Raw genomic sequence first — 14,504 nt, forward strand, 5'->3', positions numbered from 1 at the left:
TTTCACCTATTCAGAGTAATTTCTGATTGGAACTTTCGAGCAATTAATAGAAATTTCATTTAATTTATTTTATTTCGACAAATCATTGACACTACATTTATTTAACTCCTTACTTGCATAAGAGCCAAGATTTCAAGTTATTCGTTAATGCCCAGGAAAAACTGCCGGATCATCGGTAAACGGAGCGACAGACTCTATATATTCTCCCGAAATCGGATGGATGAATCTAATTTTCACGGCATGTAGCGCTTGTCTTGCTATATCATCCCGACCGCCGTATAGTATATCTCCTAGGATTGGATGGCCAATGTGACTTAAATGTACTCGAATTTGATGTGTCCGACCTGTCTGAAGTTCGAGCTCAACAACTGTTATATCTCTCTTAGGTAAATACTCTAAAACTTTGTATCCGCTAATCGCTTTTTGGCCGTTTGGAGATACTCTTCTCCTTGTCGGGTGATGACGGTCTTTACCGATAGCAGCGTCAATTTTCCCTTTAGCTGGTTTAATACGACCTTGTACGAGCGCTATATAGGTTCTCTTTATTTCTCGATTTTCGAGCATTTTATCTAATATCGCGCCGACTAGTTTATTTTTAGCAAATAGAACCGCACCAGTTGTATCTTTATCAAGACGATGGATATGGCGAACCTTTGTTTGGATACCCTGAGATTGTAAATAAAAAGCTATTGCATTAGCCAATGTCCCGATTTGACCAGTTTCATTAGGATGTGTATCCATTCCAGCAGGCTTGTTGACTACTAGTAAGTGATCGTCTTCAAAAAGAACATCAACCTCCTTATATTCAGGTATGACTCCAAATTCTTCGTTAGTAAATAGATGTAATTGGAGGCTATCTTTACCTTTAACGAAAGTACTCCATGAGATAATTTCTCCATTAAGTTTGACACTTTTATTCATTCTGTAGTGATGAAGCAGTGTTTTTGGTACGTTCCATTTTTCTTTTAAAATGCTTGCTATCGATAGACCTTCCCACTCACTAGGTATGGATAGGTATAGCCATTCCCCTTTTTTTCTTGTACTTATCAATTGTCCATCCTCCGTATCAGTGATTTATGATTAGTATAGTAGATAATAGGTAGAAATGAAAATTTTGGATCAACCTTTGACACCGGCTAATAGAAGGAAACACTTACCTATCCACCAATAGTCACAGCTATGTTATTCTATATGTATCAAAAAGGAGATAGTAGAGGGTGAATTTTGAGTGAAAGTGGTATATGCGGCAACTCCTGAACAGGAATCTCATATTGAAGAGCTAATACATTATATCTATTGTGAGGTCTTTCCTCTTTATTTTTCAGATGAAGAGATCATGAAATTAGAGGAATTAAAGGTATTAACACATAATGAAGACTATTATAATGGTACTTTAAAAGAAGCATTTCAATTAATTTCAAGCTTACAGGCATTAATTGCGGTTATAGAAACCGTTAAGCATGAAACAGTTTTAAACAATCATCGCGAGATTTTTGAAAAAAATGTGCGTACACTTGATGAATTTGGCTATTCATTTCCATTTGCGATCGATCAGTTTACATTTACAAAAGAAGAAACATTAAGTAAGTATTCAAAAGCCGCAAATCATTACTTGGCATAACGCGATACATAAAAACTCCTTTTGATCATCATAAGAGGGAGTTTTTTTATCTTATTTAAAAGATAAGAAAGTATAAAAATTTGAACCTAGTTTTAGGTGTCTAGCTCCGGGTGTCATTGCCCAATCCCTCTCTATAGTAGCAATGGAAAAATAATAATTTGTTAATTATTAATTCAGTAGTTGACACTACTTCTAGTAGAAACTTACAATTATAGTAAAAGTGAATACGTTTGCACAAAATGATTTAAAGATATGGAATCGATACCAATAATATTTTTATAATAGAGGGAGCTGGCGGTGTATGGAGAGGGAATGGTGGAAAGAGGCTGTCGTCTATCAAATCTATCCAAGGAGCTTTAAGGATAGTAATGGCGATGGAATTGGTGATATTAAAGGAATAACGTCAAAACTTGATTATTTGAAAGAATTAGGGATAGATGTTATTTGGCTATCACCAGTTTTCAAATCCCCAAATGATGATAATGGTTATGATATTAGTGATTACCGTAGTATTATGGACGAATTTGGAACCATGGCTGATTGGGAAGAGATGCTAAATGAAATGCACAAACGTGATATCAAGTTAATGATGGATTTAGTAGTGAATCATAGTTCTGATGAGCATGCCTGGTTTGTAGAGTCTAGAAAATCAAAGGACAACCCTTACCGTAACTACTACATTTGGCGCCCCGGAGTTGATGGCAAAGAACCAAATAACTGGGAATCGGTTTTTAGTGGGTCTGCTTGGAAGTATGACGAACAAACTGATGAGTATTATTTACATCTTTTTTCAAAGAAACAGCCCGACCTAAATTGGGAAAATCCAAAGCTTCGAGAAGAAGTATATAACATGATGAAGTTTTGGTTAGACAAAGGAATTGATGGATTCCGAATGGATGTGATTAACTTTATCTCAAAGGTTGAAGGATTACCAAGTGCTCCAAATCCAGAAGGAAAAAAATACGTCTCCGGTCATGAATACTTCATGAATGGACCAAGAATCCATGAGTTTTTGCAGGAAATGAATGAATTGGTGTTATCCAAATACGACATTATGACTGTTGGTGAAATGCCTGGGGTCACTCCAGACCAAGGAGTACAATATACAGATGATGCCCGTAACGAATTAAATATGGTATTTCAATTTGAGCATATGGATCTTGATTCCGGATCAGGGGGGAAATGGGATCTCAAACCCCTTGTACTGGCTGACTTAAAGAAGTCTTTATCAAAATGGCAAAAAGAGCTAGAGGGTAAAGGCTGGAATAGCTTATATTTAAACAATCATGACCAACCAAGAATTGTTTCAAGGTTTGGAGATGATAAACAATACCGGTTAGAATCTGCGAAAATGTTAGGAACATTATTACATATGATGCAGGGAACACCATACATTTATCAGGGTGAAGAACTTGGCATGACCAATGTCCAATTTAGCTCAATTAATGAGTACAGAGATATTGAAACATTTAATATGTACAATGAAAAGGTTAAGGAAAATGGTGAAAATCACGAAAGTGTGATGTTGTCCGTTTATACGAAGGGGCGAGATAATGCTAGAACGCCTGTACAATGGGATGGAAGTGAACATGCTGGCTTTACAACGGGAACACCGTGGATTCAAGTAAATCCAAACTACAAAGAAATCAATGCTGTAAAAGCTATAAAAGATAAGAACTCCATTTTTCATTATTATAAGAAACTAATTGAACTTCGTAGGCAGCATGACATCGTTGTATATGGAACCTTTGATTTAATTCTTAAAGACCATAAACAAATCTTTGCTTATACAAGGACTTTACAAAATGAAAAGCTCTTGGTTCTTACTAATTTCTCTGGTGAAACACCACAGTTTAATTTGCCAGATGAAATAAAATATAATACCAAACAGCTACTTATTAGCAATTATCAAGTTACGAATGAAGAGGTAATTGATACAATAAAGTTAAAGCCGTGGGAAGCAAGAGTTTATAAGTTATTCACAAACTAAACCTATCCTACTATATGTAAAGTTATGATGTGTTGTATCTGTAATAGAAATTGTAAATTTTTCTACCTATATAAGCTCTTAAAATGGTCAAAATAACTGTTGAAAGGGAGGGATTACTTTGACAATGTCAATTCGTGAATTAATGACTGACAATGTAGCAACAGTTTCACCAAATCAAACGATTAAAGAAGCAGCTACACTGATGAGTCAATACAATGTTGGGGCAATTCCAGTTGTCGAAAATGGGCAGCTTAAAGGAATTATTACTGATAGAGATATCACTCTTCGTTCAACGGCCGAAGGAAGGGACAATTCTATTCCTGTTTCACATGTGATGTCTTCTGAAATTGTTCAAGGTTCGCCTGATATGGGAGTAGAAGAAGCAGCAGCCCTTATGTCTCAAAAGCAGATTCGTCGTTTACCAATTGTTGAAAACAACAATCTAGTTGGTATTGTGGCACTTGGGGATATCGCTACAAATCATACTTTTGACAATGAAGCTGAACAAGCTTTATCAAGTATTTCCGTTCCTTCACAACGTCAGTTATAAAGAAGTAGGAAGGGTACCCGATGTGTATGATGCGGGTACCCTTTTTGGCTGATTTAGAAATCAAATCCATAAATTCTAAAATTATAAGTGCAACTACGCCTCTGTCTTCTCCCGTCAGGCTCGCCACTTGGCGAGTTTTCTTTAAAAGATAAGAAAGTATAAAAATTTGTAAAAAGTTTTAGTGACTAGCTCCGGGCGCCATCGGACCTGAGGTCATAAGCCAAGCCCTTCCCGAAGGCAAAATACCCCTTCAGTCAGGGCTCGTCTTATGCTTGTCGCCGAAAGGCGGGCGCCTTGCGCTTTTCTTGTATTAATAATAGTTTATTGTAAAATAGTGTGTAAAAATAGATGATAGAGGGTCATACCTACTTTGTTAGAAATTATGAGGAGGGCAAAATTAGGTGTCTAATAAAATTGATTTATCAAAATTTGAAAAAAAGATCATTTTACGCCAAATTGGCTATAAAGATATAAAGGATATTATTGCGCTTCAAAAAATATGCTTTCCAGGGATGGAACCTTGGCAAAAAGATCATTTAGAAAGTCATTTAGAGGAATTTCCTGAAGGGCAAATTTGTGTGGAGTATGATGGAGAAATCATCGGTTCATGCTCAAGTTTAATCGTGAATTTCGATGAATATGATGATAAACATACATGGGAAGACATTACTGATGGAGGATATATCACAAATCATAATCCGGATGGCTATAATTTGTATGGCATTGAAATAATGGTACATCCAGAGTATCGTGGTATGAAAATCGGTAATAGACTTTACGAGGCAAGAAAGGATTTGGCCCGTAGATTAAATTTAAAAAGTATTATTATTGGTGGGCGTATTCCTTTTTATCATAAACACGAAAAGGAAATGTCTCCAAGGGAGTATGTAGAACAAGTAACTACCCATAAACTACATGACCCAGTATTATCCTTTCAGTTAATGAATGGCTTCACATTAATGCGCATAAACCCAAACTATTTACCAGACGATCTTGCATCTAATAAATATGCGACATTAATGGAATGGAATAACTTTGACTATCGTGCTAAAACAAAACGACATTATAAAACGGCGTTCCCTGTGCGGATATGTGTTGTCCAATACAAGATGAAACGGATTAATTCTTTTGAAGAGTTTGCAAAGCAAGTTGAGTATTATACGGATGTAGCATCTGATGCTGGCTCTGACTTTGCAGTGTTTCCAGAAATATTTACAACTCAATTAATGTCATTTTTAGATGAACAATCTCCAAGTAAAGCAATCCAAAGATTGACTGAGTTTACAGAGGATTACATACTTTTATTTACAGAACTAGCTGTAAAATACAATGTAAACATTATAGGTGGCTCTCACTTTGTGGAGGAAGATGAGGGGAAAATTTATAATATAGCCTACCTATTTAGAAGAGATGGAACGATTGAAAAACAATACAAAATTCATATCACACCAAATGAAAGAAAGTGGTGGGGAATTAGTCGTGGCGATAAAGTAAGGGTTTTTGATACAGATTGCGGAAAGATTGCAATACAGATTTGCTATGATATTGAGTTTCCAGAACTAGCACGTATCGCTACAGACCGTGGAGCAAACATTATCTTTACGCCGTTTTGTACTGAAGATCGACAAGGCTACCTCCGTGTGCGCTATTGTGCTCAAGCTCGTGCAGTTGAAAATCAAATTTATACAGTAATCGCAGGGACGGTTGGAAATCTGCCGCAAACAGAGAATATGGATATTCAATATGCACAATCAGCGATCTTCGCACCTTCTGATTTTGAGTTTGCACGAGAAGGTATTGTTGGAGAATGTAATCCAAATATTGAAATGGTCATTATTGGTGATGTCGATTTAGAAATCCTGCGCCGTCAACGTCAAAGCGGGACAGTACGTCAATTAAAAGATCGACGACCTGATATTTACGGAATTAACTATAAGGATTAACTTTGTGACACTACTAAATGGTGGTGTCTTCTATTAAACCCTTTTTTAAAATATGAATGCTATTACCGATTTTTATCATATAGTGGAACTTCAATCAATGGGGGTTTTCTTCATCCTCCACTAATTGTTAGTTGAACTTATCGGACCTTTAGGGGCAAGTTGATCCCCACCTAAACTTCCTTGAATTCCATAAGTTTTGTGGTGGGTTTTACTGCCCCCTTGCGCATGAGAAAAAATATCATACTGTTTTAGCAGGGATAACATAAAATATGAAGAATACTGAAAAAGACTAAATGAAAAGCAGGTGGCAACAGTGAACTGGAAAAAAATTTATAAGCAGTGGGTTAACAATGCTTCTTTAGATCCAGAGATGAAGCAATTATTAACTGAAAAAGAGGAAAATGAGAGTGAGCTTGAAGATTGCTTTTATAAGAACTTAGAATTTGGTACTGGTGGTATGCGTGGGGAAATTGGCCCAGGTACAAATCGTATGAATGTGTATACTGTTCGTAAAGCATCGGAGGGTTTAGCAAAATACATAGAATCATTTGGTGATGACGCGAAAAAGCGGGGTGTGGTGATTGCATTTGATTCACGTAACAAATCTCCTGAATTTGCGATGGAATCGGCTAAAACGTTGGCGACACATGGCATTCAAACATATGTCTTTGATGAATTGCGTCCTACTCCTGAACTGTCTTTTGCTGTTCGTCATTTAAATGCCTATTCCGGCATTGTCGTAACAGCGAGTCACAATCCTCCTGAATACAATGGATATAAAGTATATGGTTCAGACGGTGGACAATTACCACCAGCAGAGGCAGATATAGTCATTCAGAACGTAAACGCTGCTGAAAATGAATTGCTTATACACGTAGAGAGTGAAGATGTGTTAAAAGAACGGGGACTAATTACGATTATAGGTAAAGAAATTGATGAAGCATATACTGAAAAATTAATGACAATTTCATTAAACCCTGGGTTATCAACAGAGGTTGATGTGAAGGTTGTTTTCACTCCCTTACATGGAACAGCAAACAAACCTGTAAGAAGAGGATTAGATGCATTAGGCTATAAGAATGTTTCAATAGTTAAGGAACAAGAGCTTCCTGACCCTAATTTTTCTACTGTAACATCTCCAAACCCAGAGGAACATGCAGCATTTGAACTTGCAATTCGGGAGGGCAAAAAGTTGGATGCTGATTTACTAATTGCAACTGATCCAGATGCAGATAGACTTGGGATTGCAGTTAAGGATGAAAGTGGCGAATATGTGGTTCTTTCAGGAAACCAAACTGGCGCCATTTTACTTGAGTATATTTTGTCTCAAAAGAAAGATAAAGGCATTCTTCCTGATAATGGTGTCGTTCTAAAAACAATTGTAACCTCTGAAATTGGACGCGAAATTGCAACTTCGTATGGTGTAGCAACAGTTGATACCTTAACAGGCTTTAAGTTTATTGGTGAAAAAATTCAAGAGTATGAGGAATCAGGACAATACTCATTCCAATTTGGTTATGAAGAAAGTTATGGCTACCTAATTGGTGATTTTGCACGGGACAAAGATGCAGTGCAAGCTGCATTACTAGCTGTAGAAGTGTGTGCTTATTATAAAAACAGCGGTCTAACATTACATGAAGGTTTGATGCAATTGTTCGAAAAGTATGGCTATTATCGTGAAGGGTTGGAATCATTAACTCTTAAAGGTAAAGAAGGTGCCGAACAAATTGAGAGCCTACTAACAAGGTTTAGAGCTGTTCCTCCTACAGAAATTGCCGGACGTAATGTGGTTACTGTTGAAGACTATAAAACAAGTCAACGGACCGATTTAGCAGCAAGCAAAAAGGAGGTCATTCACTTACCAAAGTCGAATGTACTAAAATACTATCTTGAGGATGGATCTTGGTTCTGTATAAGACCATCTGGAACAGAACCAAAGGTTAAGTTCTACTTTGGTGTTAAAGGTACGTCACTGGAAGAAAGTAAAACAAACTTAGAACAGATTTCAAAAGATTTAGTAAAACAAATTCATAATCTTCTTAATGTAACAGCAAGACCATAATGGTCTTGCTGTTTTTTAAAAGAATAGCATAAAATTTAGGTGCAACAGGGTATGATAAAATTTCCAATCGTAACACTACACATTTAGGTGCAAAACAATATTAAAAAAGGAAGGGGCGAGAAAAGCTCACCTTCCTTTTGTTCACTTTATACTAACGCCGTTATTTCTTCTTCTTCTTCTTTAAATTCAGAAGCATGATCGATATAGCGAAGTAATGAATAAAGGTTATTTTCAATCACCGTGTAGTCTTTTTCAAAATTATATGCATGTAAAAACTGCTCGATTTTTTTAGATAGAAAATCATCTTTTGTCCTCACCATCAGGATTAACAGGTTATCCCATTGTGATCGGTGAGTGTAATAAAGCGCTTTATCGTAATCGACTATATTCACTCGTCATCCCTCCTTCTTTAGGAGTTGAGTTTAGTTTGTGGAGTTGAGCTGTTTTATTGCACTGTAAATGTTGGGGTAAACACCAATGCATTTTTTTGAATAATTGGGTTTTGTTATTCCTAAAAATGCCAAAGTAAGAGTAGCTTATTTGTAAAACCTAAGATAAATAAAAATTTGGGGTTATTAATGATGAAGAAACTAATTTTTTGTTTAAATTTTCTACTTCTTTTTGTTTATCAAACTGAATCCATTGGTGCTGCAATTGTAAATCCAGACCAAGTATATACATATGACCAAATGATGATGGATATTAAGTCGTTAACAAGACATTATCCAGAAGAACTTGAAGTCAAAATAATTGGAAGGTCTACTTTAGGGAAAGAAATACCTGCTATCAAGCTTGGGAAAGGGGAAAAAAATATTTTATTTATTGGCTCACACCATGGAAGAGAATGGTTGACAACCAATTTACTAATGAAAATGCTTGATGCCTATACTCCTGCTTACAAAAAAGGCGGAACGCTTTTTGAATATGATGTATCAGTACTTGACAAAGTCTCAATATGGTTTGTGCCTATGTTAAATCCGGACGGTGTGACGATACAGCAACAAGGAATCGACAAATTCCCTATTGTTTATAAAGAGCTCCTACTTGATATGAATGAAAATGATCTTAATTTTAAAAAATGGAAGGCAAACGGCATCGGGATAGATTTAAATCGGCAATATCCAGCGGGTTGGAATGAAATTGAAGGGGATTCTGATAATGTCTCGTATCAATTTTATAAAGGGAATAAACCGTTAGAGGCTAAAGAGACGGATGCGATGGTAAGGTTTACCTATGAAATAGATCCATCTATTGCTATAGCGTATCACTCTAGCGGAAGGGTCTTATATTGGTACTATAAAAATAAATCAGAATTTGTCAATCGGGATAAGAAAATAGCTCAAAAGTTTTCTAAAATGACCGGTTACGAACTTGCAGAGCCTCCAAAACATGCAGTTGGTGGAGGATATACAGATTGGTTTATTAGTGAATTTAATCGACCAGCCTTTACTGCTGAAATAAGTTTTCAAGTAAATGAAACCAGTCCACCGCTTTATGTGTTAGCGGAAGAATGGAAACGTAATAGGGCGATAGGGCTAATGATGGCCACAGAAGCCGTAAAACTAGAAAAGTAATTTTGATATTTTCATTTTTCTTGGAAAAACTATCATTAATTCAGATGAAAGAAGGAATGAAAATGAACAGATTTACATATAAAATTGGTATAATTGCTATGATTTTCAGCATTATAGCATATACCCAATTTAGCACTCAAACCTATGCTCAAAATGAGGATTATAAGAAGTGGGGGCAAATTGCAGTTGATGTTGCAAAATTAAACTATACCGATAGTCAAATTAGTGATTACGATTATAAAGGACGAAAAGTTATCTCAGAGACAGAAGCGCAAGATACATTTGAGCTTCAGATTAAAGATGAAAATCGTACATTTACTGCAATTGTGAATGTCAAATTTAATCCTAAGACAAATTTATTAACATCAGTCACATTAAAGGAAACAAGGTAAAGGCGCCGGTTACTGGGCCTTTATTTTATCAAATAATCCTCCCATCCTAGACCTTTAACTACTAATAAAATAGCCCCGGATAACCAAAAATCTTCAATTATTTTCCTAACATTTACAAGCATTTTTAATGATATATGGATAAAGAACTTCTAAACCTTTTTCATCATTTCCCGAAGTTGGTCATAAATTGTGATAAGGAAGAAAAGGGGGAGATCAACTTTGAGATATGAGGACCGAAAAGCGTTAGAGTATTCGATAGATGAAATTACTGAAATTGCTAAATATTTTGGTCTTGACTTCTATCCGATGAGGTATGAAATTTGTCCAGCAGATATTATTTATACGTTTGGAGCATATGGAATGCCAACTCGTTTTTCACATTGGAGCTTTGGCAAGCAGTTTTATAAAATGAAGATTCAATATGATTTAGGATTAAGTAAAATTTATGAATTGGTTATCAACTCCGACCCTTGTTACGCATTTTTGCTTGACACAAACTCTTTAATCCAAAACAAGCTAATTGTTGCGCATGTTTTGGCTCACTGTGATTTCTTTAAAAACAATTGCCGATTCGGTAATACAAAACGAGATATGGTTGAAAGTATGGCTGCAACTGCCGAACGAATTAACCATTATGAGCTTATTCATGGTAAGCAGGCAGTTGAAACATTTTTAGATGCAGTCCTGGCAATCCAGGAGCATATTGACCCCTCATTAATGAGACCAAAACTTCCGTGGAGCTTAGACGATGAGGAGGAAGAAGATGGTAAAATAACATCAAATGCTACTCCATACGATGACCTTTGGGGTTTAGATGATAAAAATAAACCGAAAGCTGTTCCACAAAAGAGACGAAAAAGATTCCCACCAAATCCGGAAAAGGATATCTTATTATTTATAGAAGAACACAGTCGTGAACTAGAAGAGTGGCAACGTGATATCTTAACAATGATGCGGGAAGAAATGTTGTACTTCTGGCCACAACTAGAAACGAAAATCATGAACGAAGGCTGGGCTTCCTACTGGCATCAACGAATTATACGTGAGTTGGATTTATCATCTTCTGAAGCAATAGAATTTGCAAAACTAAATGCAGGTGTTGTTCAGCCATCTAGAACGAGCATCAATCCCTATTATTTAGGATTAAAAATCTTTGAAGATATTGAAGAGAGGTACAATAATCCTACGAAAGAAATGATTGAACTAGGTGTGAAACCAGGTTCCGGTCGGGAGAAAATGTTTGAAGTGCGTGAAATTGAATCTGACATTTCTTTTATTAGAAATTATTTAACAAAAGACCTTGTCATGCGTGAAGATATGTACCTTTTCCAAAAACAAGGAAAGGACTATAAAGTTGTTGATAAACAATGGGAGCAAGTCCGAGATCAGTTAGTAAGTATGCGTGTTAATGGTGGTTTTCCATATATCACAGTTAATGATGGTGACTATTTAAAAAGTGGGGAAATGTACTTAAAGCACTGGTATGAGGATATAGAGTTAGATTTGAAATATCTTGAAAAAGTATTACCTTATCTATACCAACTCTGGGGAAGACCTGTTCATTTGGAGTCAATGATTGAAAATAAAAGTGTTGTCTTTACGTATGATGGGAAGAATATGCATAGGAAGTATATTTAGATGTATACTGCTCGATTGTATATTCAGCAACACCCCTTTTTATGTATGTATGAGAAAGAAAAGTGTTTGAACTTAGTTTTAATGGAGCACTATGCGCCCGGCCAATAAGATGGCATATGAGCAATAATTGTAGCAATAATAGGCTGTCGAAGGACTCGCGACAGCCTATTATGCTTTTTGTCATTGTTTAGGAATTTATAAAATTATAAGGTTGTGTATAACTTCGTGTCTTTGTCTATCTACGTCTAGCTCCAGGCGCCATCGGACCTGAGGTCATAAGCCATTTCCTTTAAGAAGGAAAAACCACCTTCTTAAAGGAACCGTCTTATGCTTGTCGCCGATAAGCGGGCGCCCTTAGCTTTTGTACTTGGTTGATAACGTACACTGCACCTACGACGATGAGTTGGATAAAATAACATGACGGTCAGGACAAACCATCTACTAATGTTATATCCTGCACCAGCAATAGGCACACCAATGCCGTATTAACCTCATCCTACAACATATGAATTAGTTGTATTTAATAACCGCCACCAACAAAGGCAGCTCCCACAATAATAAGAAGGATGAATAACACGACGATCAAAGCAAAACCTCCGCCAGCGCCAGCGCCAGCAACAGGTGCACTATAGCCGTATCCACATCCATACCCGTATCCAGTACCAAATGCCATAAAAAACCCTCCTAACATATACTATTTAGTTTATTTTAATAACCGCCACCAACGTAAGCAGCTCCCACAATAATTAGTAGGATAAATAACACTACAATCAAAGCAAATCCACCACCAGCACCATATCCAGCACCACTCATAACAACACCTCCTTAATCATTTGTTATTAATATATGTATTGCATCAAATGTTGAAATGGATAGTACCCCATTTGAAGGTAATTTGGGCTTTACCACTTTAAGGTGATTAAGAAATTTCAGGATGGATGTCAATCAAGTGAGAACTCGCAGAAGTGTTTTTAATTTAAAAGGATAATGATATACCTTGATCATAATGCATAGACAATTGTCCTAAACTTTGATTAATACAATTTGAAAATTCTCAGGTTTCCACTAATTCCCTGATACATCTGACCTGTACGATATTCTATGTAATACATATACTGTCATATGGTCATAAAGATATGGGGGTGAAAGAAATGTCAGTTGGACATTATCATGGACTATGCCAAAGACACAAAGGTAGAGCTGTTGAAGTCAGAACCCATGACGGAAGAACTCACAGAGGTATAATTGGGCATGTTACTAACAGTAGAGTTTATTTACAACCACTTGGAAATTCCAGAAACTTAGGCGGATTTGGTTATGGAGGGTTCGGTGCTGGCTATGGTGGCTGGGGAGCAGGACTCGCATTAGGTGCTATTGCTGGGTTAGCCTTACTACCACTATTTTTTTGGTAGCCTATTGAAATTAGAAAAAATAAATTTATAACTTTAAAATTATTGAAAAACTCCTATCAAAAGCTAGGAGTTTTTCATTTTGGTTATAGACTGTCTAAATTGATGTTCCTGCATCTAAACATATAAACCGTTCCGTTTTGAGGTACATAACGGAAAATTGACATTAGAAATGGCATACGAATCGAAATATGCCATTTTCCTTGTGCGCCCTGCATGGGTGAATACTCGGTGGTGAAAGTCCACTACAGGCTTGGCAGTAGGAACTGTTAGCGAAAGACAAGGTGGCTATCGTGAGGTAGTGGCTGAAGGAAGTCGGACGCAAACTCCTGAACTGACGAACAGAAACTAGATATAAGGCTGAATTAGGTCGGATAAGGTTGCAAGACAAACTGAAGTCCAATACTGCTCGAAACCTATACAGTAAATCTAGCAGTTACATGGGAGGAAAGTATTCACTCTTACCAGGGGAGGTCTTACGAGGGCACAGTGCAAGTTAAGTGATAACGAACCAGTGCAATCTTCATGGTGACATGAGGATGAATCGTAAGAAGTCAGCCGAGGTCATAGTAGCGTTCGCTGACAGGACGTGAAGGACTGAACAATAATAATTTTGAGGATACAAGGAGGTGTGGAAATTGCGACAACCGCAGAAAACAGGGAAACCTGGCTACCGTCAGAGAGATAATGTGGAACATGAAGAGTATAACGGAGTGCATAGTAATTTCCATGGTGAACTGAACAATCAAAATGGTGTAAATCTGTATGAGAGAATTCTTACAAGGAATAATCTCAATCAAGCCTACCTCCAAGTTGTCAGAAATAAGGGAGCCGCAGGCGTAGACGGTATGACTTACGACCAGTTACTCCCGCACTTGAAGGAGCACAGGGAAGAGTTACTAACGAAATTACATGACGGAACTTATAGCCCACAACCCGTGTTGCGGGTTGAAATTCCAAAACCTAACGGTGGTGTAAGAAAATTAGGGATTCCAACTGTTATCGACCGGATGATTCAGCAAGCAATCAATCAAGTCTTACAACCAATATTTGACCCTACGTTCTCCGATAATAGCTTTGGGTTTCGTCCGAAGCGTAGTGCACACCAGGCTATCATACAAGCGAAGTCGTACTACGAGCAAGGGTACAGATACGTTGTAGATATGGATATGAAAGCTTATTTTGACACAGTGAACCACGATAAACTCATGTACTACATCGAGGAAAAGGTAAAAGATAAGCGTGTTTTACATCTTATCCGCCAATACCTCAAAAGCGGTATTATGGTAAACGGTTTAGTTCAAGCATCCAAAGAAGGAACTCCA

The 14,504-nt window shown here is 36.9% G+C and carries 13 protein-coding genes and 1 pseudogene; 10 read left to right on the plus strand and 4 right to left on the minus strand.

From position 1 onward, the window contains the following. Positions 1-144 precede the first annotated feature (144 nt). On the minus strand, positions 145-1,047 hold the full coding sequence (locus PY093_RS19320; RefSeq protein WP_481769328.1) for an RluA family pseudouridine synthase: 903 nt from the start codon (positions 1,045-1,047) through the stop codon (positions 145-147). 181 nt (positions 1,048-1,228) lie between these two features. On the opposite strand from PY093_RS19320, the gene PY093_RS19325 reads away from it, so the two are divergent. The 5 genes from PY093_RS19325 (at position 1,229) to PY093_RS19345 (ending at position 8,166) form a co-directional block, all read left to right on the plus strand. Then, entirely contained in the window at positions 1,229-1,621 is a 393-nt protein-coding gene (locus PY093_RS19325) for a DUF5365 family protein (RefSeq protein WP_275647431.1), read from the plus strand. A 301-nt stretch (positions 1,622-1,922) separates the two neighbouring features. Beyond that, positions 1,923-3,611: a glycoside hydrolase family 13 protein gene (locus tag PY093_RS19330; protein ID WP_275647432.1), complete on the plus strand. Its 1,689-nt coding sequence runs from the start codon at positions 1,923-1,925 to the stop codon at positions 3,609-3,611. Between the two features lie 124 nt (positions 3,612-3,735). Continuing rightward, complete coding sequence (locus PY093_RS19335; protein ID WP_275647441.1) at positions 3,736-4,161, plus strand: CBS domain-containing protein; 426 nt, start codon at positions 3,736-3,738, stop codon at positions 4,159-4,161. Between the two features lie 401 nt (positions 4,162-4,562). Next, a complete protein-coding gene (locus tag PY093_RS19340; RefSeq protein WP_275647433.1) occupies positions 4,563-6,104 on the plus strand; it encodes a bifunctional GNAT family N-acetyltransferase/carbon-nitrogen hydrolase family protein in 1,542 nt (513 codons plus the stop codon). A 313-nt stretch (positions 6,105-6,417) separates the two neighbouring features. Beyond that, the gene (locus PY093_RS19345) at positions 6,418-8,166 is read left to right on the plus strand and encodes a phospho-sugar mutase (protein WP_275647434.1); all 1,749 of its coding nucleotides are present in this window, start codon (positions 6,418-6,420) and stop codon (positions 8,164-8,166) included. A gap of 146 nt (positions 8,167-8,312) precedes the next feature. Here PY093_RS19345 and PY093_RS19350 read toward each other — a convergent pair whose 3' ends face one another. After that, on the minus strand, positions 8,313-8,558 hold the full coding sequence (locus PY093_RS19350) for a YhdB family protein (RefSeq protein WP_275647435.1): 246 nt from the start codon (positions 8,556-8,558) through the stop codon (positions 8,313-8,315). 189 nt (positions 8,559-8,747) lie between these two features. Here PY093_RS19350 and PY093_RS19355 point away from each other — a divergent pair, with 189 nt between their 5' ends. From PY093_RS19355 to PY093_RS19365, 3 genes are all read left to right on the plus strand, one after another. Next, positions 8,748-9,740 carry a M14 family zinc carboxypeptidase gene (locus PY093_RS19355; protein ID WP_275647436.1) on the plus strand — a complete coding sequence of 331 codons (993 nt, stop codon included), beginning with the start codon at positions 8,748-8,750 and terminating at the stop codon, positions 9,738-9,740. A gap of 62 nt (positions 9,741-9,802) precedes the next feature. Next, positions 9,803-10,132, plus strand: a complete 330-nt coding sequence (locus PY093_RS19360) for a DUF3889 domain-containing protein (protein ID WP_275647437.1) — start codon at positions 9,803-9,805, stop codon at positions 10,130-10,132. 219 nt (positions 10,133-10,351) lie between these two features. Beyond that, entirely contained in the window at positions 10,352-11,770 is a 1,419-nt protein-coding gene (locus tag PY093_RS19365) for a SpoVR family protein (protein WP_275647438.1), read from the plus strand. A gap of 520 nt (positions 11,771-12,290) precedes the next feature. On the opposite strand, the pseudogene PY093_RS19370 reads toward PY093_RS19365, so the two are convergent. After that, positions 12,291-12,377 (minus strand): annotated as a pseudogene (locus PY093_RS19370) (YjcZ family sporulation protein); the annotation flags it as partial. A 101-nt stretch (positions 12,378-12,478) separates the two neighbouring features. Continuing rightward, complete coding sequence (locus tag PY093_RS19375; protein ID WP_275647439.1) at positions 12,479-12,583, minus strand: YjcZ family sporulation protein; 105 nt, start codon at positions 12,581-12,583, stop codon at positions 12,479-12,481. Positions 12,584-12,921: 338 nt separating this feature from the next. Here PY093_RS19375 and PY093_RS19380 point away from each other — a divergent pair, with 338 nt between their 5' ends. Both PY093_RS19380 and PY093_RS19385 read left to right on the plus strand, forming a co-directional pair. Beyond that, positions 12,922-13,182 (plus strand): hypothetical protein, encoded by a 261-nt coding sequence (locus tag PY093_RS19380; RefSeq protein ID WP_275647440.1) that lies wholly within the window; start codon positions 12,922-12,924, stop codon positions 13,180-13,182. Positions 13,183-13,817: 635 nt separating this feature from the next. Next, on the plus strand, positions 13,818-14,504 hold a 687-nt coding region (locus PY093_RS19385; RefSeq protein ID WP_275643805.1), incomplete at its 3' end, for a reverse transcriptase domain-containing protein.

Source organism: Cytobacillus sp. S13-E01 (assembly GCF_029193815.1).
Classification (GTDB): Bacteria; Bacillota; Bacilli; order Bacillales; family Bacillaceae_L; genus Bacillus_BV.